Below are 22,228 nucleotides of genomic sequence, written 5' to 3' on the forward strand. Positions count from 1 at the left end.
CCTCTATTGCGATCTAGGCAGTTTCATCATGTCGAGGTCAGCATCCCAAGCACAACGCAAATTCATTCCAGTCGCAAGCTCGAGTTCATTTAGCTGCATCCCAAGTAGGGATCGGAGATTTGGGAAAATGCGACCCTTAATCTCGCGATGCCTCTTGACGCTTGGACGTTTAATGCTGGCCTTTCTGACTATCGTCTCCAGCATCCGCTTGAACCCGGGTGGCGGCACCGAGTCGTACAGATTCACCAAAGGAGGGAGGATGGTGGAGTTCTCTGCGCCAAGGAAAGAATCGTTCCAGTAGGGTTGGACACCTAAGAACTCAAATACCCCCTGCATTGTGTGTTGGGGATCTTTCTCAAGATCCTCCAACAGCACAATATGAACGTTTTCGCGACCAAAAATTGTTAAATACCGATTTACCGGATCGATATACCAGCTGTTTCTCAAATATCGAAATGGCCATAAAGAATCGTCGTACCTTAAAGAGTACCTTTGTTTATCTATTTTTTTGGTAGATATGGCCTCTTCTATTCGCCTTTCCTCCTCGCGAAACGCAGCCGCAGGCGAAACAGGTAGTCCCCCAAACACCTCCTCGAATCCCCTTAAGTCATCGTACCGTTTCTTGAGATGCAAATAGGCTGAAAGAGTCCGGCCAAGAGGGTCACGCAGGATGATAACAATCTTCAACCTATTGAGGTGATTCCGTATACGCGTCGCAGCGTACTCTTCGAACAAATATCCGGTACTCGCCTCGAAGAGAATAGTCTGCCCGGACCACTGTCGAAAAAATCGCTCATAAGAGGACAGATCACGGAGATTGTCCTGCCTAGAAAAGAATGACGGCTCTTTGGGTGTCGAGATACAGCAGTCAGGATGAAGCGAAAGATAGTAGGCCAGAGAGCTTGACCCACATTTCTGCCCGCCCGGAATGATCAAGTTGGGGGGAATCTGTGGCTGCTTCACTTGCTGAGCGCCCATGACGCTGGCGTATAGAACAGGCCTTGTTGTGAGGGTATTGCACCTCCCATCTGAGGCCATTGAACAGAAAACGAGACCGTATTGGGCGTGCTATCTTGAAGAAGATTATTGCTCGCTTTCAGATCGAGCAAATAGGTGCCAGGCATGAGGTTTAGGGAATCCACTCGGCAGAGTATCTTGCCGGCTCCCGGCCGGATGGATGCAAAATTATTGACAAGGGAAGTCACACAGGTGTTCTGGTTATCAAAGATCCTCAGCCTCAATGATAAGTTGTCGAGCTCCGAACTTAGGCGATATCCAAATTCGAACGTTGCCGCCTGTCCGGTGTAGAATGCAGGAGTCAGTTCCAGTTTTTCATTCATAAAAGTAATAGTATCGAATCGAAATGTGCCTGCTCCATCTCTGTTTCGAATTTCCTGTTCGCCGAACTTTACTACAGGCTCGAGATGGCGATGCGCGTTGAAATATTGAGCAAGCCCATCCTGTGTTCGCCCGAAAAACGCTTGCTCACCTCTATCCAGCAACAACACTTTGTCGCAAAGTCGTTGAATCGCATAGGGACTGTGACTAACGAAGAGTATTGTGATGGTTTCCGACTTAACCAACCGCTCTATAGATCGAATGCATTTCTGCTGAAATTTGTAGTCCCCAACACCAAAAACTTCGTCGATCATCAGTAAATCTGAATCGCTGTGAAGTGCTACCGAGATACCGAGTCTCGCCAGCATCCCGCTGGAATACATCCGCACCGGGCGCTCCAGCCAGCTGCCGAGCTCCGAAAACTCGGCGATCTGGTCGTAGCGGCCACGGATTTCCCGCGGGCTGAAGCCCATCACCGCGCCCAGCAGCATGATATTCTCGCGCCCGGTGAGGTTGGGGTTAGCCCCCGCCTGCAGCTCGATCATAGGGAAGACCCGGCCACGCACGTCGATCTCGCCTTTGGTTGCCGGGCTGACGCCTGCCAAGACCTTCAAGAGAGTGCTTTTGCCGGCGCCGTTGCGGCCGATGATGCCGAGGTTTTCGCCGCGGCGCAGGGTGAAGCTGACGTCCTGCAGCGCCCAGGGCAGGGTATCAGTGCGCTCGCTGGCCCGAGTGATCAGCCCCGTCACCCGGCGCAGCAGCCGCGGCATCGGCAGCCCATATCGCTTCCAAAGGCCGCGTACCTCGATGGCCGTTTCCGTCGACATCACCGGTCGCCCTACAGCACGTCTACGAAGTACTGGGAAAGCGTCTTGAACATGGTCCACCCCACCAGCAGCAAGAGCCCGCAGCCGGCCACCGCCATGAGACTCAGTTGCAGGTCCGGCAGCGCGCCGTCCAGGAGGATCGAGCGGAAGGCCTCTAGAATGCCGACCATGGGGTTGAGGCTGTACGCCAGGCGCCACTCGACCGGCACTATCGACAGGGGGTACATGATCGGCGAGGCCAGCATCCAAATCTGCAGCACAAAGGGTAAACCAAGAATGATATCGCGCTTATAGACGCCGATGGAAGCCACCATCATGCCTATGCCCAGCGCACAGACCGCGAGAAGTAGAACAAAGATCGGAAGCAGCAAAATCGACCAGCCAATCGTCAGACCGAACCAAAACGCCAGACCAATAACGATGATCGACGCCACAGCAAAGTCGACGAAGGATAGTATGATAGCGGCAGTAGGAAGGATCTCCCTACGGACAGCCATCTTCTTGAGCAATTGGCCGTTCAGCATGATGCTGGTGCCAGCGCGCGCAACGGCACCTGAAAAGAACGTCCACGGCACGATGGCGACGGCAGCGAAGATCGCATAGGGCTTGCCGTCGCTGGGAATGCCGAGGAAAGAGCGGATGGCGATGAAGAGCAGCAGGTAAATGACCGAATAGAGCAGCGCCCAGGCCGGGCCTATCAAGGAGCGGCGGTACTGCGCCTTGAAATCGCGCCGGACAAGTGCTGCCAGCAGGTGCCAGTTCCAGGGATCGTGGACAGAGTGAACCATACGTTCGCTTCAAGTTGCCATAGAGTGATTCAAAGAAATTCGGAACGCTACCGCCATTCGGGTGAAAACGCCGTTTCACCCGTTTTTTCAGTCATCTGATTACCGCCCCGCGCTGGACGACAGAGAGATCAACCTGCGAAGGCGCCCAAAGGTGCTGGGCACGAAAGATCCAATTCCCTTTAGTTGCTCTTCTCAGCCACCGCTCCCAGCGCCGAATCGCCCAGGAGCGTGAAGGGTGCTCTTCTTTTGACAGATCGCACAGCAGGGGCCAAGCGCTCATGTCCCACCTGAAGCGCTCCTTTGCAGCGACAGAAGCAAAGCCTTTCAAGAAGCCCCCGTGCGGCGGGCCGCGGCGATCAGGCCCATCCGGTCCGGCGCGATGTGCAGCAGCCTGAGCGCGAAGATCCGCGCGGCCGGAAAGGACTGGCGCAGCCGCTCATAGGTCTTCTGAGGGTCGCGGGTGTCGGTGACGACGATACCGTCGAAGGCTCCGGCCTGGCTGAGGTCAGTCATCACAGGGACGCCGTGGCAGAGCCCGGACCCGGTTTCCTCGCCGACTACGACCAGGACCGAGATCTGCTGGCCTTAGGCCGCCAACAATGCGATTTCCGCGAGCTCACCTTCCCCGACGAGGACGAACTCCTCAACGCCGCTTTCCCCAGCCTGCCGGAAAATCTCGACATACTGCGCGCGCCTAGCGAAAGAAGGACAGCGAAGTTTCGAGATATTTGGCGACCAAGCGGTTCTTCTCCCAGAAGCCCTGCGGCGTCAGGTAATAGGCGTAACGCCGGTAGGGCACTTGGCAAGCCTTCACATAACCCTTGTTGACCGCGCGCTTGACCAGCCCCACGGAGACGCCTACTTGCTGCTTCAACGCCACCTGCGTCATGACCTCTCCCTGCTCCACAGCCGTGAAGAGGTTCAGCTCCACGTCGGACTTAATTCCTTTTGATATTAATGCATCCGCAGTAAATCCCGGCTTCTAATATACCACTAGGTATTTACGTTCAAGCTTTGAATTACGTTCCTTGAATTCACTAAAGGGATGTGATTCTTTGCAATTTTGCCTCCCGGCACAGAAACTCGCTGGCCGGCGGCGGTCGAAATTGCGGCAATCGCGCCGCCGCAAAGGGGCACAAGCCAGAACGATGACTGAGACGACAGTTGTGATCACCGGTGGGGCGGGCTACATCGGAAGCCACACCGTTTTAGCCTGCCGAGAGAACGGCAACCGCGTGGTGGTGCTCGACAACCTGGTGAAGGGTCGGCGGGACCTGCTGCCGGACGACGTGCCCTTCTACCTGGGCGACGTCGGGGGCAACCCACCTCATCAAGGTTGCCTGCGAAGTCGCGACCGGCAAGCGCAGCGAGCTCCAGATCTTCGGCGACGACTATGACACGCCGGACGGCACCTGCGTTCGCGACTATATCCATGTCACCGACCTTGCCGAAGTCCACGTGAGAAGCCTCGACCACCTGATAGACGACGGCGACTGTCTGACCCTGACTGCGGCTATGGCCACAGCTATTCAGTGCGTGAGGTCGTCGAGGGCATAAACCGGATTACAGGGACCTCTCTCAACGTCCGCCTCGTGCCTCGGCGCCCGAGCGATGTGGCCACGCTGGTGGCTGATCCCGGCCAGCTGCTAGCCGCATTCGACTGGGCGCCCCGGTACGACGACCTCAACACGATCCTGCGAACGGCCCTTGACTGGGAGAGGCGCCAGAACGCTCGCTGAGCGCCAACCGCCGCGTCACTCGGCGGTCTGGCGGGGAACAAGTTCCACCGCCTGCAGCGGGCTGTTGTGCACTAGAACCAAGGCCAGGAAGCAGGCCTGGCCGAGAGACTGTGGTGGCCGGTGGAGGTCCTGGTCGATGGCCGCCAGCAGAGCCTCTGTATAGGCCGGCGTTTCCGCCGCGCGCCGGTCGTGGCGGGAGCCCACGCGCATGTCGCAGATGAAGCGGTGGTGCACCTGCTGCGACTTCTGACCGCCGAGCAAGCAGAGGGCGGCAGAGGCTTCTGGAACTGCCGCGATCAGCTGCCGCAGCGCCCGGCCCGAGTATCCGGAGAAGCCGTGCGGCCCGTACTGTCGCCACATGCTGGAGCCTGGCAACACGTGGCATTGAACGATCGGGCGGACTTCCGATGCCGCCCAGTGGCCGATCGTCTGGAAGAGGCCGACATCATCTGGAATGTGTTCGATTGCGCTTTGCGAGACGATCAAGTTGCTGTCGCCGAGCATCTCCGGCCCGAGCTGCTCCGCCGTCGCCTGGATGAAGCTGCACCCAGGCTTCGCTTCCTTCCATCTGTCACGCGGCCGCGGATCGATACCGCAGTAGCTTTCCAGCGCGCCGAACGCCCTCTCATAGAACTCAACATAGCGTCCGTCGCCACAGCCGACCTCGAAGACCCGCAGACCGCCCAGAGTGGAGCGCAGCGCGTCTGCATCCAGGGAGAGCCAGAAGAGGTTTGACCAAACGCGGGACGGGGAGCAGACGGCCGTCGTGTGGTCCGATGGATAGGCAATACTGCGCGGCTTGAGGGCGACGAGGGGGCAGCCGGGCTGGCCTGGCCGTAGTTGCTCGAGAATATTAAGGGTGTACCAGGCAGGGCGCTGGCGCCATCTCAGTGCGAGATCAGCGTTCAAGCTTTTGTTGAGGGTAGTACGCGTCATCGTCATCACATCCAGGACTCCGCCAGCTCGCGCCTCGCCCCGCGTGCCGCAGCGGCCCTCCTTCTGCCTTACCACCGCAGAACAAGCAAGCGCCAGCTACAGAGACTCGGCAACGATGGCGACTGGGGTGACAAGGGCCGAATGCGACGCTTGGCAACGGCGACTCCGGGCAGATCGCCGCAACCAACGTCATGTCTCGGATGTCCTTTTGCGGGTTTACGACGGAACGGGCCAGTACTAGTGTAGCCGCGGTGCCTGCGCGCGACGTCTCACGTGCCGGGCGAAACCCGTCAGGAACCGGCCATGTCTGCGGGAAGGCGCTCTTTGGGAAATTCGGTGAGGCAGCTTGTCAAGCGGGTGCCGGTGCTGAATAAATTCGCGGCACGGGCGCATAGATGGATCAAGTTGCGTCGTGCGGAGGGCCGTTTTAGGCACGCAAAGAATGCACGCCCGCTGCGGTTAGTCATCGGCTCGGCAGGCCTCTTCGAGCCAGGCTGGATCGGAACCGACATAGAGTACTTGAACCTCCTGGCGCCGGCCCATTGGGAGAAGAATTTCGAGAAGGGCTCTATTGATGTCATTCTTTCCGAGCACGTCTGGGAGCATCTCACCTATGAAGACGGTCTGGAGGCTGCAAGGCGCTGCTTCGAATATCTGAGGCCACACGGCTACCTGCGGGTGGCGGTTCCCGACGGCTTTCATCCCGATCCGGACTACATCGCTTCGGTACGGCCCAGCGGCAGTGGTGATGGGGCGCACGATCACAAGGTTCTGTACAATCATAGGACCTTTGCGGCGGTCTTCGAGGAAGCCGGTTTCCGTGTTGTGCCGTTAGAGCACTTCGACAGAGAAGGTTCGTTTCACTTCACGGAGTGGGACCCCGCAAAAGGTAAAATCCGCCGCTCAAAGCGCTTTGACCCGCGGAACGGTGAAGGGGTGCTGAACTATACTTCCATTATCCTCGATGCCTGCAAGGACGGCGCAACCGGCCCGGCGGTCTGATCCGCAGCCTTCGCCGGAAACGTCCCGGCCGAAGGTGCCGCTAGTGCGGGGAGCTGCTTCTGATTTTGTCGATGCTCAGGATGGACAGGGTCGGCGAGGGTCAGCCGCGAATACGTCGTTCCTCCGTTCCTGCGGCGGGCAGTGCCACGGCCGAACGAGTCATTAACGTCAGAACCTGGAACTTGCGATCACCTGACTGTCGTGCCTATCCCCATGAGCATATCCACGTTCAGCGCCAGGAGGCACCATGGGGCCGGCAACTGCTAAATCTAGTGACGCACCTTCGAAGGCTGCTTTGTTTTGGTTATAGGTCCGAAGTCGATGACGCTCTCGCCATAGCCGAACAGGTCGACGTCTGATCTCAGGGGCAGTGGTGCTGGTCTGCAACAACGGTCTGTATGGAACGATCCGCATGCATCAGGAGCGCCACTATCCGGGCCGGCCTTCGGCGACCGAGATCGTCAATCCGGACTTTGCCGCGCCTATGGCGGCTACGGCGAGGTCGTGACGGAAAGTGCCTATGTCCAGCGGCCTTCGGGCGGGCGAGGGCTGCCGGCGTGCCCGCGGTCCTGGAACTGCGGATGTCGCCTGCTGCGGTACCCCCCGATCAGCGGTCTGATGATGCTGATTATTTCGCGCTTTGGTTGTTTTTCCGCCAAGTTCAGCCTGTCGGTTGAAATGCCTGCTGTGCCAGGGGCTTAAGGGTGATTAAAGGATTTCTCGCTATGTAAGGTTAACGAAGGGCGGAGTTCCGACTGTCATTGCCGCCAGAAACGTCGGTTGCCCAATGGTTGAATGAAGGAATCAAATGGCTCAGAGCGCCAATTCTGGCCCCCTGGCTTCGACGAAGGCCCGCATCCCCTTTTGGATGCGTCTCAAGGCGTGGTGGGAAGGCTATGACCTCACCCTGCATGAGAAAAAGCTGATTCCATTCGAATCCGGCGATCTGCCTGCACCGGAGCCCGGTTCGCCCGAGTGGCTCTCCAAACGGCTGGAGATCATGCAGGAAATCTGGGGCGACGGCATGGCCGGCCCCGGCGATGCGGCCTACATCCTGAAGCTTGTGAAGCCTTTTGCCCTGGATCCCGCCCACACGGTGATCGAGGTCGGCGCGGGGCTTGGCGGGGCGACCCGCGTCATCGCCGAACACTTCGATATCTGGATGACGGGCTTGGAAGCGGATCGGGAAGTGGCGGATGCCGGCATGGAGCTTTCCACCATGGCCGGGCTCGCCAAGCGGGCCCCGGTCCACTATTTCGACGTGGATCACTACGAATTCCGGGAGTCGTCGATCGACTGCGTCTTCTCCAAAGAGGCGCTTTTTCTGGTGGAAGACAAGAAACGCCTGTTGGCCGAGATCATCAATATGATCAAGCCGCGCGGGCAACTGCTGTTTACCGACTATGTCCTCGCCGAAGGCGCCAACAGAAAACAGCTGGCGGAGTGGGCCAAGGGCGAGCCCGAGACCCCTCATCTTTGGACCATCAAGGACTACGAGGCTGCCCTTACCGAGGCGCGGCTGGACATCCGGATCAAGGAAGACATTACCGACGACGTCCACAAAATCATCACGTCCAGCTGGGCCAACTTCCTCTCCAGTCTGCGGGGACGCCAAATGGACAAGTCGACATCGGATGCTGTTGAAGAGGCGGTGGAGCTTTGGACCCGGCGGACCAAGGCAATCGACAGTGGCGCGCTGAGGCTGTGCCGCTTCCACGCCTTGAAAAAAGAAGGGGAGAAGATGCTCTCGGACTGGTAGGGGAGGGTGATAGGGGGCGGCTTACCCCGGCGGTTTCCCTGGGCTTGACAGCCCCAGTCCTGGTCCTTATCTTCCCGGCTTTCCGCGCCTTTGCCCAAGCTGGCGCGGCTCATGAGGATAGAGAAATGAAGGTCGTTAACTCTCTCAAGACCGCGAAATTGCGGGACAAAGGCTGCCGCGTGGTTCGGCGCCGTGGTCGCGTCTACGTGATCAACAAGAAGAACCCCAGATTCAAGGCCCGCCAGGGCTGATCTGTCCGGGGCGGCTTTCCTTGGAAGGCATGCCTCTGCGGCGGACTGAATGACGGATTTTGCAAGGCCGCGCCCCCTTCCGGGGCGCGGCCTTGCGTTTATCCACAGTAAGACCGCTTGCTTTACGGTCGAAGCATCCCGCGCTGGTCTGGAGATTGGGCCGGTTTGTTCGAATTTCCCTGCTTTTGCGCCGCTTATCGACGTCAGGCATTGACCGACCCCAGGACGCGGGCCATAGTCTTCTAAATTGGTATTACCAATTTGGCGGACCTTTGGCGACGGATGACTCGATCCAGATTCATCTTTCGGTGGCCAGGGGACAGCAAGCCGGGGCAGTCAAGAACCCCGAGGGCGTGAGAAGACGATAAGGAATAGCGGGCTCGTTAGCGATTCGGGCCCATTCTGGGGAGAGCAGTGCCATGAAGATGCCCGATCCCGACCAGACGATCATCGAAGCCAAGTCCGATATCGTGGCCGCGCTGCGCGTCATTGTGCCGGGCGAGGGGGTCATCGTCGATGAGGACGAACTCAGAGTTTACGAATCTGACGGCCTGACCGCCTACAAGCAGCTGCCGCTCATTGTGGTGCTGCCGGAAACCACCGAGCAGGTCAGCCGGATCCTCAAATGTTGCCAGGAGCGCGGTGTGAAAGTGGTGCCGCGCGGCGCGGGAACCTCGCTGTCCGGTGGTGCCCTGCCGTTGGCCGATGGCATCATCCTGGGGCTCGGCAAGTTCAACCGCGTCATGGATATCGACTTCGACAACCGCTGCGCCGTGGTGCAGCCGGGGGTGACCAACCTGGGAATCACCAAGGCCGTCGAGTCCGAGGGCTTTTACTACGCTCCCGATCCGTCCAGCCAGATCGCCTGTACCATCGGTGGCAATGTCGCCGAGAACTCCGGCGGTGTGCATTGCCTGAAGTACGGCCTGACAACCAATAATCTGCTGGGTCTGGAAATGGTGTTGATGGACGGCACGGTCCTGCGCATCGGCGGCAAGCACCTGGATTCTGAGGGCTACGACCTGCTCGGCCTGATGACCGGCTCCGAAGGACTTCTGGGTGTGGTGACCGAGGTCACTGTCCGCCTGTTGAAGAAACCGGAGACGGCACGGGCGCTGCTGCTTGGCTTCGAGACAGCCGAACAGGCCGGCGACACGGTGGCGGCGATTATCGCGGCCGGCATTATTCCCGGCGGCATGGAGATGATGGACAGGCCCGCCATCCACGCCGCTGAAGATTTTGTCCATGCCGGATACCCGTTGAATGTCGACGCGCTGCTGATTGTCGAACTCGACGGCCCGCAGGCGGAGGTCGACTACCTGATCAAAGAGGTCTCCGGTATTGCCGAGCAGCATGGTGCGGTGACCAGCCGGATCAGCGAGAACGAGGAAGAGCGGCTTTCCTTCTGGGCCGGGCGCAAGGCGGCGTTTCCGGCGGTCGGCCGGATTTCCCCGGACTACTACTGCATGGACGGTACGATTCCCCGCGCCCAGCTGCCTCTGGTGCTCAGGCGCATGCGCGAGATGAGCGAGAAATACGGCTTGAGGGTCGCCAACGTTTTCCACGCCGGCGACGGCAACCTGCATCCCCTTATTCTTTACGATGCCAACAAGCCGGGTGAGCTGGAGGCCGCCGAGGACTTCGGCTCGGATATCCTGAAACTCTGCGTCGAGGTCGGCGGTGTCCTGACCGGCGAGCATGGCGTGGGTGTGGAGAAACGCGACCTCATGGGCGCCATGTTCAGCGAGATCGACCTGAAGCAGCAGCAGCGGGTGAAATGCGCTTTCGACCCCGAAGCGCTGCTCAATCCCGGCAAAGTCTTCCCGCAACTTCACCGTTGCGCCGAGTTGGGCCGTATGCATATCAGCGGAGGCAAGATGCCCTTCCCTGATCTGCCGCGCTTCTAGGAAGGATTGCTATCGATGGAGTCGAGTTTCGCCGTCGAGAACAGCGATCAGTTGGTCGAAGCGGTCACCTGGGCGGCCGCGGAGCAGCAGCCGCTTGAGGTCATCGGTCGAGGCAGCAAACGCGCGCTGGGCCGTCCTGTGCAGGCAGGCCACAGCCTGGACCTCTCACGGCTTACCGGGATCACGCTTTACGAGCCCGAAGAGCTGGTGCTCTCGGCGCGGGCGGGCACCAGCCTTGCGGAGATCGAGGCGGCGGTCGCCGAGAAGAACCAGATGCTTGCCTTTGAGCCCGTCGACCTGTCGCCGCTGCTGGGTGGTGCCGCTGGGGGCGGCTCCATCGGCGGCGTGCTGGCCTGCAATCTTTCCGGCCCGCGGCGCATCAAGGCCGGTGCGGCGCGCGATCACTTTCTTGGCGTGGAATCGGCTTCGGGGCGCGGTGAGATCTTCAAGTCAGGGGGGCGGGTGGTCAAGAACGTCACCGGCTACGATCTCTGCAAACTTCTCTGCGGGTCCTACGGTACTCTGGCGGTAATGACCGACGTGACGCTGAAGGTTCTGCCACGGCCGCAGAAGACTTATACCGTGCTGGTTCTCGGCCTCGACGATGCGACCGCGGTGAAGGCCATGAGCCGCGCCCTGGGTTCGCCGCACGAAGTCTCCGGCGCGGCGCATCTGCCCGCGGGATTGGCCGCAGGCTCGGCGGTTTCCTATGTTGCCGAGGCCGGCGGCGCGGTGACCGCCATCAGGCTGGAGGGGCCGGGCCCCTCGGTCGAATACCGCTGTGCGGCGCTGCGCCGCGAATTGGCGGACCTGGGCGATACCGAGGAACTGCACAGTCGGAACTCCCTGGCGCTCTGGCAGGAACTGCGCGACGTCAGGCCGCTTTGGGTTCAGGAAGATAAGGGGCCGGAACGCGCCGTCTGGCGGATCTCCGTTGCGCCCAGCGAGGGGCCGGAGGTGGTGGCCGCAATCGGTCAGGGGGAAGCTTTCTACGACTGGGGCGGCGGGTTGGTGTGGCTTGCCCTCTCGGCCGAGGGGGACGCCGGCGCGGGGCGTATCCGCGATGTGCTACGCCCGGGCGGTGGGCACGCGACCCTGATCCGCGCCCCTTTGGAGGTGCGCGCGGCAGAGCCCGTGTTTCATCCTCAGGACCCGGCCATGGCGGCGCTTTCGGCGCGGGTGAAGGACGGTTTCGATCCGTGCCGCGTGTTGAATCCCGGTCGCATGTACGCGGGGCTGTAAGCGATGCAAACCAATTTCTCCCTCGCCCAACTGGCCGATCCGGATACCGCGGAGTCCGAAAGAATCCTGCGCAACTGCGTGCACTGCGGTTTCTGTACGGCGACCTGTCCGACCTATACGCTGCTGGGCGACGAACTGGACAGCCCGCGCGGGCGGATCTATCTGCTGAAGGACATGCTGGAGAAAGGCCGTCCCGCCACAGCAAAAGTGGTCAAGCATATCGACCGCTGTCTTTCCTGCCTGTCCTGCATGACCACCTGTCCCTCGGGCGTTCACTACATGCACCTGGTCGACCACGGCCGCAAGTACATCGAGGAGACGTTCCGCCGACCGCTGCCCGAACGGTTGCTGCGCTGGATTCTGGCCTTTGTGCTGCCCAGTCCGTCGCGCTTTCGCCTGGCGTTGCTTGGCGCCTACTTCGCCAAACCTTTCGCGGCCCTTATGCCCGGCCGCCTGAAGGGGCTGCTGGCGATGGCGCCGGCGGAGGTGCGGCCGCCCAGCAAGGTCGACCGGCCGCAGGTTTTTACCGCCGAGGGCAAGCGGCGGGGCCGGGTCGCCTTGATGACCGGCTGTGCGCAGAAGGTCCTGGCGCCGGAGATCAACGAGGCCACGGTGCGCCTTTTGACCCGCTTTGGTATTGAGGTCGTGGTGGCCAAAGGTGCGGGCTGTTGCGGCGCGCTGGTCCATCACATGGGCAAGGAAGCGCCGGCCCTCGACAGCGCGAAAGCGAATATCGGGGCCTGGACCCGCGAGCTGGAAGGCGAGGGGCTGGACGCCGTGATCATCAACGCTTCGGGTTGCGGCACGACAGTGAAGGACTACGGCTTCATGCTGCGTGAAGACCCGAAGTGGAAGGACGCGGCGGCAAAGATAGCAGCGATCACCCAGGACGTGACGGAGTTCTTGGACCGTCTCGATCTGATCGCCCCGGAGCAGGCCCTGGAACAGGCCCAAGAGCGGGAGGCGGGTCTCACCGTCGCCTATCACTCCGCCTGTTCCATGCAGCATGGCCAGCAGATCCGCCGCGAACCCAAAGACCTGCTGACCAGAGCGGGTTTTGCCGTGAAGGACGTGCCGGAGGGACACCTCTGCTGCGGTTCGGCCGGCACCTACAATCTGATGCAGCCTGAGATCGCCGGGCAGCTGAAGGCCCGCAAGGTCCGCAACATCGAAGCGACGCAGCCGGATGTCATTGCCACCGGTAACATCGGCTGCATGACCCAGATCGGCAGCGGCACGAAGATACCGATCGCGCACACGGTCGAACTGCTGGACTGGGCGACCGGCGGCCCGAAGCCCCGTGCACTCACCAGCAGCGAAACTGCCGGAGAGAGCGCTTAACCCGCCAAGCCTGCCAGGGCCAGCCGCTGAGTTTCCACCGCCCGTTCCCAGACCATTTCCTTCCAGTCGTCGGCGTCCTGGTAAAAGGCTTCGCGGACCTGCGCCTTGATGGCGCGGCCTTTGGCCGAACCCAGGTCGCCGTGCAGGTGCAGCCAGTTGTCTGCGCGCAGGGCCAGTTTCACTTCCTCCATCGGCAGGGTGCCGTACTCCAGCGCAAGCGGTGTGATCGCCGCCTGCGGTGCGGCCTGCTGCATGCCGATCATGTTGTAGCCCTGGATGTCGGCTGATGAGGAGGTGCCGAGTGCCGGGCAGGTGTGGTCGTCGCCATACCAGTCCTGAACCCTTGCCAGGCTCGGCGCATTCGGTTCGGCCGGGCATATGCGCTCGCCGTGTCCGCGCGGGCCGAGGCCGGTGTGATAGTCGATCACCGCAATGGCCTTGGCTTGAGAGAGGTGCCGAAAAAAGATTTCCTTCAGGGTGCGGTGTGACCAGGTGGCGGCGGTGCCGCCGAAAAAGATTCCGTCCGGGTGATTGTACTGGCCGGCAGACACCGCCGCCTGCAGGGCATCCGCCCCATGGGCGTCGGCATAGGCGTAGATGATTTCGCGGGTCGCCGCGATGGTTGCGTCGTCCCAGGTGGCCGGGCAGAGCGCTTCCGCCAGTTCGTCGTAGCCGTCGTTGGTGGGCAGGGGGGTGGAGAAGTCGATGAAGTTTCGGTTGAGGTCGACATTGTCCTCGGTCACGCGGCGCAGCCAGGCAAAGCCATGCGGATTGATCGCATGGATGGCCACATAGGCAAAGCCGGGGGGCAGCTCAGCCGCCAGGCCGCTGTCGAACCAACCGGTCTGTACGCCGTTGCCGCAGAAGCCCTCGGCGCCATGGGTACCGGACATGGTCAGAAGGATGCGTTCGGCGTCTTCCGGGCCCAACCAGGCCACATCCGTGGACAGGCTTTCGCCGTCAGGGCCGGCATCCGGGTGCTGATAGCTGGTGATCGATGCATTTGCCTTGGCGGCCGCCTCGGCAAAGTGCCGGCGTGCCTGATAGTAGTTGCTCGAGAAATACGGAGCGGCGACCATTGCACAAGACCCTTCATCTAAAAGTGAAAGCCGGTGAACCATCCGGCTCTATGGTTGATCTCAGCTTTCGTTCATACTTGAGAATATGAGACATATCTCGCTGAAGGCGATTGCCGTGTTGTTTAGTCTGTTCGCTGCGCTGCCCAGCGCGGCGGATCAGAACGATGCACGGCTAGAAAAACTTTTCGACCGGCTGCTGGAAGCTCCGGGGCCGGCGGAGGCGCAGGCGGTCGAAGGCGCGATCTGGTCGATCTGGGCACAGTCCGACGACGGGGCGGTGCGGGCCCTGATGGAAGACGGCGTGGCTGCCATGTCGCGGCGGGATTATCGCCGTGCCCTATCGAAGTTCGAGCAGATGGTTGCCATTGCGCCGGATTTTGCGGAGGGCTGGAACAAGCGTGCCACGGTCCACTATCTGATGGGGCGTTACGATCAGTCCCTGGCTGATGTCGCGCGCACCCTGGCCCTGGAGCCACGGCACTTCGGCGCTCTGTCAGGGCGCGGTTTGATCTATGTCGCCCTTGAAGATGAGAAGCGCGCCCTCGACTCTTTCGAGGAGGCCCTGGTTATCCACCCCAATCTGATTTCGGCGGCGATCAACGCCGAGGCGTTGCGTAAAATTCTGCGCGAGCGCGAGATCTAAAGCGGCTTGTGTTCGGTACCTTCGCCGAGGGTCATAAAGACCATTTGGCCAGCTTCGCACAGCTTCACGCGATGCCAGCAGCCGCGCGGAACGACGAAGGTTTCGCCTGCCTTCAGGTCGATTTCCTCATTCTGACCCGGCCGTTCAAGGACAATGGTTACCTGACCCGATAGCAGCAGCAGAACCTCGTCGCCCGCCGGGTGCATCTCCCAGTGTGCCATGTCCTCGGTCATGTCCGCGGCCATGATCAAGCGTCCGGCAGTTTCGCGCTTGCCCGACATCAGTTGGGGCCAGAATTCAGGCGTCAGTTCGATTTCGGTGACGCCGCCATCCGCGCGCAGTTCGAGATATGTTTGTGTCAGTTTTCGTGAAATTTCTTTCGGCATCGAAACCCTTATCGATCGCTCCTTAGTGATCGACCTTGGCGATACGGAGCATGTTGGTCGTCCCCGGCGTTTTGAAGGGGACTCCGGCGGTGATCGCCAGGTTGTCCCCCAGGTTTGCAAAGCCTTCGCGCACGGCGATGCGGCTGGCTTTCTCGACCATCTCCTGGGTGTTCGAAACATCTTCGGTATGAACGCAGTGGGCGCCCCAGAGCACCGCCAGCCGGCGGGCGGTGCGCAGCTCGTTGGTCAGAACCAGGATCGGCACGTTCGGGCGCTGCCGGGCCGCGCGCAGGGCCGTCGAACCGGACATGGTGTAGTTCACGATGGCGGCGGTTGCGATGGTGGCGGCAACCTGTGCCGCAGCGGTCGAAATGGCGTCGGCACCGGTGGCCTCGGCCTCGCCGTCGCGGGCATGAATGATGCCGAGATAGGAGGGATCGCCCTCGGTGCTCTGGATAATCCGGTCCATGATCGAAACCGCTTCGTTGGGATAGTCGCCAGCGGCGGTTTCAGCGGAAAGCATGACCGCATCGGCGCCATCGTAGATCGCCGTGGCGACGTCTGAGGCCTCGGCGCGGGTCGGTGTAGGTGCGGTGATCATGGATTCCAGCATCTGCGTTGCAACGACGACCGGAACGCCGGAGAGGCGGCTGGCATGAATGATCTGCTTCTGGCGAGCGGGAATGGTTTCCGGCGGCATCTCGACCCCCAGGTCGCCGCGGGCCACCATCATCGCATCCGACAGCGCGACCAGCTGCGGCAGGCAGTCGAGCGCGGCGGGCTTTTCCACCTTGGTCATGATGGCCGCCCGGTCGCCGATCAGACGGCGCGCCTCGGTCAGATCCTCAGGGCGCTGTACGAAGGACAGGGCAACCCAGTCGACACCCAGGCCAAGGGCGAACTCCAGGTCGGCCCGGTCTTTCTCGGTGAGCGGAGAAATCGGCAGAATCACGCCGGGAAGGTTTACCCCCTTGCGGTCGCGCAGGGGACCGCCGGTCACGACCTTGGTGATCGCATGATCCGGCGTGCTTTCCTGGACTTCCAGGCGCAGCTTGCCGTCATCGATCAGCAGCGATGTGCCCGGCGAGATGGCGGCGAAGATCTCATGGTGGGGCAGGCAGGCACGCTTTTCATCGCCAACCGCCGGATCGAGGTCGAGGCGAAACGGTTGCCCGGCTTCCAAGTCGACCGCCCCGTCGCGCACGGTGCCGATGCGCAGCTTCGGGCCCTGCATGTCGGCCATGATACCGATCGGCCGATCCAGTTCCCGTTCGATCTCGCGGATCGTGTCGTAGCGCGCTTTGTGATCCTCATGACTGCCATGGCTGAAGTTCAGTCGGAAGACGTCGGCCCCGCAACTGAAAAGCGCGCGGATTTCTTCTTTGTCTGAGCTTGCGGGCCCAAGCGTGGCGACTATTTTGGCTTTTCTGCTGCGGCGCATATCGCGGATCTTACCCTGGTTTATGAGGCGGTTTTGTGAGGCGAATCATGACAGCCGGCGGCGGCTACCCCCGCCATCTCGTGTAGCCATCTAGTGTATACGTTGTATCAGGATGGCGCGAAAGTCATTCACGTTCGTGCGTGTCGGCCCGGTCTCCACGAGGCTGCCCAGTTTAGCGAAGAAACTGTAGCCGTCGTTGTTGGCCAGCATCGCTTTGGCGTTGATATCCGCAGCCGCTGCGCGGGCCAGGATGTCAGGCGTGACGATTGCCCCGGCATTGTCCTCGCTGCCGTCGATGCCGTCGGTGTCGCAGGCAAGGCCGTAAACACCCGCAAGGCCATCCAAGGCGACCGTGAGGGCCAGCAGGAACTCAGCATTTCGGCCGCCGCGGCCGTCCCCCTGCACCGTCACCGTGGTCTCGCCGCCCGAAAGCAGAACGCAAGGGGCTTCAGCGGGTTGCCCATAGTGCGCGACCTGACGGGCGATTCCGGCCATGACCTGGGCGACATCGCGGGCCTCGCCTTCTATGGAATCGCCCAGGATGACCGGCGTAATGCCGGCCTTTCTGGCGACGGCGGCCGCAGCTTCCAGGCAGGCCTGGGGCTTGGCGACGATCTGGGTTTCAATCTGTGCGAGGCGTGGATCGCCGGGTTTGGGCGTCTCGTCTGCAGCGTTCCATAGCAGCTTTGCCACATCGGGCGGGGTGCCGATGCCGTATTTTTCCAGGATCGCCCGGGCATCCGCAAAGGTCGTCGGGTCAGCGACCGTCGGGCCTGAGGCGATGACGGCGGGATCGTCGCCGGGAACATCGGAAATCATCAGGTTGACGACCTTCGCCGGTGCGGCGGCGGCGGCCAGGCGCCCGCCCTTGATGGCCGACAGGTGTTTGCGCACGCAGTTCATTTCGTCGATGGCTGCCCCTGATTTCAGGAGCGCGCGGTTGACCGCCTGCTTTTCCTCCAGGCTGATGCCGTCAGCCGGCAGGGCCAGCAGCGCCGATCCCCCGCCGGATATCAGACAGAGCAGCAGATCGTCCTCGCCGAGGTCCTGCGCCATTGTAAGAATACGGCGGGCGGCATCCTGCCCGGCGTTATCGGGCACCGGATGGGCGGCTTCGATCACCTCGATACGCTGGCAATCCGCCCCGTGATCGTAGCGGGTGACAACAAGGCCTTCCAAAGGGCCGTCCCAGTGCTGCTCGACGGCTTTTGCCATCGCGGCGGCTGCCTTGCCGGCGCCCACCACCACCGTGCGCCCTTTCGGTGCTGCCGGCAGATAAGCGGGCACCGCTTTGGCCGGATCGGCTGCCGCCAAGGCAGCGTCGAACAGTCGCCGCAGAAACGCTGTCGGCTGCTCTTCACCCATGGGTCGATCCCGGCTTGTCGCTGCCGGGCTTGTCACTACCCGTCTTATCGTGGCCGTCCGCGTCGGAGGCTGCGGGATCGTCTTCCTCGTAGCGTGACAGAACGGTGGTCAGGTGGTCCTGCATGGCCGCGGCTGCCGCATCGCCGTCGCGCGCCTTGATGGCCGACCAGACGGCCCGGTGCTGCTGGCCAAAGCGCTGATCGTCGGCCGGGCTGGCGTAGAGGCTGTAGCGATTGAAGGCCAGCATCTGCTCCAGCACATCGCCCAGGACTGACATCAGGTGCAGGTAGATGGCCGAGCCCGAGCCCTTGGCGATTGCCAGATGAAAGTTCAGGTCGTCTTCCGCCTTGAAGCGCGAAGGCCGGCCCTCGGCGGTCATGGTGACAAAGGTCCGGTCGATTTCGGCGCGCTGTTCCGGCGTCGCCCGTTCGGCGGCACGGCGCGCCGCCCAGACCTCCAGGTTCGCCCGGACTTCGGCCAGGTCGTGCAGATTGTCGCGGTTGGAGCGCACCAGCCGGGCCAGGGCCGAATCAAGCTGGTCTGCGGCCGCCGTGATCCGCGTACCGCCGCCCTGGACGGCAGAGACGAAACCCTGCGCCTTCAGCTGCTGCAGGGCGGCGCGTATCGACACCCGGCTGACACTCATCATTTCCGCCAGTTGGCGCTCGCCGGGCAAACGCTCGCCTGGCGCAAGTTCACCGCTGGATATCAGCCGCAGCAGCTCGCTGGCGATCCTGTCTGCAACCCGCTCACGCGGTATTTCCTGGAATCTCGGGTCCATCAGCTCCTACCGCAGGATGTCGGTGCCATGCGGCCTCCTGTCCGGATCATATCGCCTGAAGGGGTCGGGAAAGACCTGTGCTGAACGTCCAACCCGGCGCTAGTGGCATTTTGGTATCACCAATTTTGCCGGCCCTTTATGCGGCGGCAGCCCGATGGCGTCAAGCAGTGGTCATATTATTAACTTGAAATAAGTTTAGTGTTGCCCTGCGCTCGTTTGACCGCTGCCCGGGCGACACGCGCGACATCGGCGCAGAGGGGCCCGGGAAGCTGCGCTGCCTCGGCCCAGCAAAGCTCAAGCGCATCGTCCGCCGGGGCGGGCTCACCGGCCAGCCAGTCCAGGCGAACCGCCACCATCAGATGGTGCAGCCGTGCTCGCCCTGGCCGCCCTCGCCCTAAGGGTGCCGGCGCCGAAAGTTCCGGCTGAATCAGGTCGATCACATCCAGCAAGCGGGCATTGCCGCCTGTGAGGCCGGTTTCTTCGCGAAGTTCGCGCCGGGCCGCTTCCAGCACCGTTTCGCCGGATTCCACCTTGCCGCCGGGAAAGCCCCACTCGCCGGCCTGCGGCGGGTTGGCCCGTCGCACCAGCAGCACCTCGGCCCCGCGGACCACCACCGCCAGGGCGGCCAGCTTCGGGCCGATATCGCCAATACCGTCAGACGACCCGCCGAACCGGCCCTCGTGGTCTGGCGGGGTCTTTGGTCCTGCCTGCACCAATTCAATTCCCTTCGCGACCGGCAGCCTCATGACAGATGGAACCTGTCATGCTATTGCCAAGGTCTCGGTTTTTTCCAGGAGGTGCAAGCGATGACCGTCGAATGGCAGGGCGTCTTTCCAGCGGCGACAACCCAATTCACGCCGGCCGAGGTTGTGGATATGGATGCGACCCGCGCTCATCTGGATATGCTGATCCGCGCCGGGGTGCACGGCCTGGTCATGCTGGGCACTGTGGGCGAGAACTGCTCCCTGGAGGCGGAGGAGAAACGGGCCATCGTCAAGGCTGCGGTCGAGGTCTCTGCCGGGCGCGTTCCGGTGATCGCCGGGGTGGCGGAAACCTCCACCGCCCTGGCCTGCCGTTTCGCCGCCGATGTCGAAGCGCTCGGTGCCGACGGTCTGATGGTCCTGCCGGCGATGGTTTACAAGTCAGACGCACGCGAGACCATGGCCCACTACCGCGCGGTGGCGCAGGCCAGCGGGCTGCCGGTCATGTGCTACAACAACCCGGTCACCTACGGCATCGACATTACGCCGGAGATGTTTGCCGAACTGGCCGACGAACCGACCCTGGTGGCGATCAAGGAATCCTCCGACGATCCGCGTCGCCTGACCGACCTGGTGAATGCCTGCGGCGATCGCTACGTTCTCTTCGGCGGCGTCGACGACCTGGTGCTCGAGTCCGCCATGCTGGGCGCCGTCGGCACCGTCGCCGGCCTGGTCAACGCATTTCCCGAAGAAACGCTGCAACTCTGGTCCCTGGCGACCCAGGGGCGCTATGCCGAGGCGCGCGAACTCTATCGCTGGTTCATGCCGGTTCTGCACCTGGATTGCGACACCAAGCTGGTGCAGTACATCAAGCTGGCCCAGGCGATGTGCGGCCACGGCAGCGAGACCTGCCGCGCCCCGCGCCTGGCGCTGGAGGGCGAAGAGCGGGCCCGCATCATGGGGCTGATCCAGCAGGCCATCGATACCCGGCCAGGCGTGAAGGCGGCTTAGGGTTTTTCTGGGGTTGACGGCGCTGGCCCTTGGTCTTTATGTCGCAGGAATTTCGCCAGCGCATCGATGGCGGACCGCACCGGCGGATAGTGCCGTTCGTCCTGATGCATCACCAGCCACTCTTCGGACCTGAGTTCGGGAATCGCCTCGCCGACCCGCGTCAGGTCCTCTGCCGCGTCGCCGACGAAACAGGGCAACACCATCCGCCCCAGCCCCTGGCGGACCAGTGACAGGGCCAGGCGCGGGTCGTTCACCGTGGTCAGGGTTTCCAGACCATGGCCCTCCGCCATCCATCTTGCGGTCGGCGTCAGCACGGAATCGCCGGCGATACCGATCCATGCCGGCTCCTTGGGCGGGTTTGGTATTCGGGGTTTGGTGGCGCAATAGACCGCATAGTCGTTGGTGGCGATCAGCCGCCCGGCCAACCAGGGCGCATCGGGCCGGCGGTTGCGGATGCCGATATCGGCTTCGCGGCGGGCGATGTCGACTTTCGCGGCCTGGGTGATCAGTTCCGGTACCCAGGCCTCCTCTGGCGACCAGAAGCGGCCCAGGTTGTCCGCCAGCAGCTGCGCCGTCCAGGTGCCGGCGGAAATCCTGACGCGGCGGGCCTGCGTCGCGCCCTTCTGCCATTGCTCAATGTCGCTGGCGGCAAGCTCCATCGCCGCAGCTCTTTCGAACAGCGCCTGGCCGGCGGGGGTCACGCCGTAACCGCGGCGGCCCCGCACGAAGAGGCGCTTGCCCAGGCTTCGCTCGATCGATGCCATACGACGGCTGAGCGTGGCCGGACTGACACCGCTTTGGGCCGCTGCGCCCGCCAATCCACTGCCGCGGACAACCGCGAGGAAGAGCTGCAGATCGTACCAGTTCATCTTCGATTTCATTTTTGAAATGCAAATTTCGATTACTGATCAACAGATTATCGGGTATTTCGAATAATCTGTCATCTCGGTAGATGTTTCATTGAGAAATCGGGCGAACTGATCCCGTCCGGGAATGAGAGTCGGGATGACCAGCCCTTACTTCACCAGCCCGCCATCACACCGTGAGATTGCAGCGGCTTTGTATCCGGAGCTGGCCGAGGCGGGTGAATACGAACGCGAACGCAGGGAAGCCTATCGCCTTGCCGGGCGTCGGCGGCAGGCCCGCCGCCGCCGGCTTGTCATCCTTGTGAGACTTCGGCGGTTATGGTGTGATCTGAGAGGAAGAGATGCGGAGCCATCTAAACAGGGCCGTGGCCGGTCCGGACCTCAACCGGTGTCGGCGCTTTTTCGCTGAGGCTGGCGATACCTGATCTTCATGACCACGATGATGAGGACCAGGGCGGTCGAGACGGCGTTGGCCAGCACCAGCGGCCAGGACCCGATCATCAGACCGTAAATCATCCATAGCGATACCGCACTCAACAGCATGAGATTGGCGGCGAGGGAGATGCCGGCGGTCTGTTTCTCGCGGATCACCTTGATGGACTGTGGCAGCCAGCACAGCGTGCCAAGAACTGCCGCTGCGCTGCCGATCACTTCGACAAGCCAGGAAGAGAGCAGGCCTGCTTCCATCACGTCGATCCTTGTTTGGGAGGCCGGGCGGCAGATCTTTATCCGCCCCGCTGGTTATCCGACGATCAGCTTGCGATGTCTCGGCGATCATCTCAAGGCTTATCCTCTGTGCAGCCCGGCAGTTGCGCCAAGACCGTT

Annotated in this window: 25 protein-coding genes; 11 read left to right on the plus strand and 14 right to left on the minus strand. The window is 61.9% G+C overall.

What is annotated here, in order from left to right; translation table 11 throughout:
• Window positions 1-3: 3 nt before the first annotated feature.
• From HBA54_RS10795 to HBA54_RS28695, 5 genes are all read right to left on the minus strand, one after another.
• Entirely contained in the window at window positions 4-1,038 is a 1,035-nt protein-coding gene (locus HBA54_RS10795) for a sulfotransferase domain-containing protein (protein ID WP_322096019.1), read from the minus strand.
• Window positions 960-2,165 (minus strand): ABC transporter ATP-binding protein, encoded by a 1,206-nt coding sequence (locus tag HBA54_RS10800; protein ID WP_167224313.1) that lies wholly within the window; start codon window positions 2,163-2,165, stop codon window positions 960-962. Before HBA54_RS10800 ends, HBA54_RS10795 begins: the two co-directional genes overlap by 79 nt.
• Window positions 2,166-2,176: 11 nt before the next feature.
• Window positions 2,177-2,953, minus strand: a complete 777-nt coding sequence (locus tag HBA54_RS10805; RefSeq protein ID WP_167224315.1) for an ABC transporter permease — start codon at window positions 2,951-2,953, stop codon at window positions 2,177-2,179.
• A gap of 324 nt (window positions 2,954-3,277) precedes the next feature.
• Window positions 3,278-3,466 (minus strand): hypothetical protein, encoded by a 189-nt coding sequence (locus tag HBA54_RS28690; RefSeq protein ID WP_205944563.1) that lies wholly within the window; start codon window positions 3,464-3,466, stop codon window positions 3,278-3,280.
• Window positions 3,467-3,647: 181 nt separating this feature from the next.
• Window positions 3,648-3,884 (minus strand): helix-turn-helix domain-containing protein, encoded by a 237-nt coding sequence (locus HBA54_RS28695; protein ID WP_205944564.1) that lies wholly within the window; start codon window positions 3,882-3,884, stop codon window positions 3,648-3,650.
• A gap of 217 nt (window positions 3,885-4,101) precedes the next feature.
• On the opposite strand from HBA54_RS28695, the gene HBA54_RS29645 reads away from it, so the two are divergent.
• Window positions 4,102-4,350, plus strand: coding sequence for an NAD-dependent epimerase/dehydratase family protein (locus HBA54_RS29645; protein WP_322096020.1), 249 nt, complete (start codon window positions 4,102-4,104; stop codon window positions 4,348-4,350).
• Window positions 4,331-4,510 (plus strand): hypothetical protein, encoded by a 180-nt coding sequence (locus HBA54_RS29650; protein WP_322096027.1) that lies wholly within the window; start codon window positions 4,331-4,333, stop codon window positions 4,508-4,510. Before HBA54_RS29645 ends, HBA54_RS29650 begins: the two co-directional genes overlap by 20 nt.
• 197 nt (window positions 4,511-4,707) lie before the next feature.
• Here the strand turns inward: HBA54_RS29650 and HBA54_RS10820 are convergent, their stop codons facing one another.
• A complete protein-coding gene (locus HBA54_RS10820; protein WP_167224317.1) occupies window positions 4,708-5,628 on the minus strand; it encodes a class I SAM-dependent methyltransferase in 921 nt (306 codons plus the stop codon).
• Between the two features lie 336 nt (window positions 5,629-5,964).
• Here HBA54_RS10820 and HBA54_RS10825 point away from each other — a divergent pair, with 336 nt between their 5' ends.
• From HBA54_RS10825 to glcF, 7 genes are all read left to right on the plus strand, one after another.
• Window positions 5,965-6,630 carry a class I SAM-dependent methyltransferase gene (locus HBA54_RS10825; protein WP_205944565.1) on the plus strand — a complete coding sequence of 222 codons (666 nt, stop codon included), beginning with the start codon at window positions 5,965-5,967 and terminating at the stop codon, window positions 6,628-6,630.
• A gap of 373 nt (window positions 6,631-7,003) precedes the next feature.
• The gene (locus tag HBA54_RS29005; protein WP_437126184.1) at window positions 7,004-7,138 is read left to right on the plus strand and encodes a thiamine pyrophosphate-dependent enzyme; all 135 of its coding nucleotides are present in this window, start codon (window positions 7,004-7,006) and stop codon (window positions 7,136-7,138) included.
• A 300-nt stretch (window positions 7,139-7,438) separates the two neighbouring features.
• Complete coding sequence (locus tag HBA54_RS10835) at window positions 7,439-8,389, plus strand: class I SAM-dependent methyltransferase (RefSeq protein WP_167224321.1); 951 nt, start codon at window positions 7,439-7,441, stop codon at window positions 8,387-8,389.
• 125 nt (window positions 8,390-8,514) lie between these two features.
• The gene (gene ykgO / locus HBA54_RS10840) at window positions 8,515-8,640 is read left to right on the plus strand and encodes a type B 50S ribosomal protein L36 (protein ID WP_167224322.1); all 126 of its coding nucleotides are present in this window, start codon (window positions 8,515-8,517) and stop codon (window positions 8,638-8,640) included.
• 419 nt (window positions 8,641-9,059) lie between these two features.
• Window positions 9,060-10,547 (plus strand): FAD-linked oxidase C-terminal domain-containing protein, encoded by a 1,488-nt coding sequence (locus HBA54_RS10845; protein WP_167224324.1) that lies wholly within the window; start codon window positions 9,060-9,062, stop codon window positions 10,545-10,547.
• A gap of 15 nt (window positions 10,548-10,562) precedes the next feature.
• Window positions 10,563-11,789, plus strand: a complete 1,227-nt coding sequence (gene glcE / locus HBA54_RS10850; RefSeq protein ID WP_167224326.1) for a glycolate oxidase subunit GlcE — start codon at window positions 10,563-10,565, stop codon at window positions 11,787-11,789.
• Between the two features lie 3 nt (window positions 11,790-11,792).
• On the plus strand, window positions 11,793-13,130 hold the full coding sequence (glcF, locus tag HBA54_RS10855; RefSeq protein WP_167224328.1) for a glycolate oxidase subunit GlcF: 1,338 nt from the start codon (window positions 11,793-11,795) through the stop codon (window positions 13,128-13,130).
• On the opposite strand, the gene HBA54_RS10860 is transcribed toward glcF, so the two are convergent.
• On the minus strand, window positions 13,127-14,209 hold the full coding sequence (locus tag HBA54_RS10860; RefSeq protein WP_167224330.1) for a M14 family metallopeptidase: 1,083 nt from the start codon (window positions 14,207-14,209) through the stop codon (window positions 13,127-13,129). The genes glcF and HBA54_RS10860 overlap by 4 nt on opposite strands.
• A gap of 115 nt (window positions 14,210-14,324) precedes the next feature.
• On the opposite strand from HBA54_RS10860, the gene HBA54_RS10865 reads away from it, so the two are divergent.
• Window positions 14,325-14,852: a tetratricopeptide repeat protein gene (locus tag HBA54_RS10865; protein WP_167224331.1), complete on the plus strand. Its 528-nt coding sequence runs from the start codon at window positions 14,325-14,327 to the stop codon at window positions 14,850-14,852.
• Here HBA54_RS10865 and HBA54_RS10870 read toward each other — a convergent pair.
• The 5 genes from HBA54_RS10870 to HBA54_RS10890 all read right to left on the minus strand — a co-directional run bounded on the left by HBA54_RS10870 (window position 14,849) and on the right by HBA54_RS10890 (window position 19,538).
• Window positions 14,849-15,238: a cupin domain-containing protein gene (locus HBA54_RS10870; protein ID WP_167224333.1), complete on the minus strand. Its 390-nt coding sequence runs from the start codon at window positions 15,236-15,238 to the stop codon at window positions 14,849-14,851. The genes HBA54_RS10865 and HBA54_RS10870 overlap by 4 nt on opposite strands.
• 22 nt (window positions 15,239-15,260) lie before the next feature.
• Window positions 15,261-16,679: a pyruvate kinase gene (gene pyk, locus HBA54_RS10875; RefSeq protein WP_167224335.1), complete on the minus strand. Its 1,419-nt coding sequence runs from the start codon at window positions 16,677-16,679 to the stop codon at window positions 15,261-15,263.
• A 90-nt stretch (window positions 16,680-16,769) separates the two neighbouring features.
• Window positions 16,770-18,044, minus strand: a complete 1,275-nt coding sequence (locus HBA54_RS10880; protein ID WP_167224337.1) for a glycerate kinase type-2 family protein — start codon at window positions 18,042-18,044, stop codon at window positions 16,770-16,772.
• Window positions 18,037-18,825 carry a FadR/GntR family transcriptional regulator gene (locus HBA54_RS10885; RefSeq protein ID WP_167224339.1) on the minus strand — a complete coding sequence of 263 codons (789 nt, stop codon included), beginning with the start codon at window positions 18,823-18,825 and terminating at the stop codon, window positions 18,037-18,039. Before HBA54_RS10885 ends, HBA54_RS10880 begins: the two co-directional genes overlap by 8 nt.
• Before the next feature lie 179 nt (window positions 18,826-19,004).
• A complete protein-coding gene (locus tag HBA54_RS10890) occupies window positions 19,005-19,538 on the minus strand; it encodes an NUDIX hydrolase (protein ID WP_322096021.1) in 534 nt (177 codons plus the stop codon).
• 93 nt (window positions 19,539-19,631) lie between these two features.
• Here HBA54_RS10890 and HBA54_RS10895 point away from each other — a divergent pair, with 93 nt between their 5' ends.
• Window positions 19,632-20,537 (plus strand): dihydrodipicolinate synthase family protein, encoded by a 906-nt coding sequence (locus HBA54_RS10895; RefSeq protein WP_167224343.1) that lies wholly within the window; start codon window positions 19,632-19,634, stop codon window positions 20,535-20,537.
• On the opposite strand, the gene HBA54_RS10900 is transcribed toward HBA54_RS10895, so the two are convergent.
• Together HBA54_RS10900 and HBA54_RS10905 are read right to left on the minus strand one after the other, a co-directional pair.
• The gene (locus HBA54_RS10900; RefSeq protein ID WP_205944566.1) at window positions 20,534-21,406 is read right to left on the minus strand and encodes a LysR family transcriptional regulator; all 873 of its coding nucleotides are present in this window, start codon (window positions 21,404-21,406) and stop codon (window positions 20,534-20,536) included. The genes HBA54_RS10895 and HBA54_RS10900 overlap by 4 nt on opposite strands.
• Window positions 21,407-21,784: 378 nt before the next feature.
• Window positions 21,785-22,090, minus strand: coding sequence for a SemiSWEET family sugar transporter (locus HBA54_RS10905; RefSeq protein ID WP_167224347.1), 306 nt, complete (start codon window positions 22,088-22,090; stop codon window positions 21,785-21,787).
• Between the last annotated feature and the right edge of the window lie 138 nt (window positions 22,091-22,228).

This window comes from Pelagibius litoralis (genome assembly GCF_011683915.1).
In the GTDB taxonomy this organism is placed as follows: domain Bacteria; phylum Pseudomonadota; class Alphaproteobacteria; order Kiloniellales; family Kiloniellaceae; genus Pelagibius; species Pelagibius litoralis.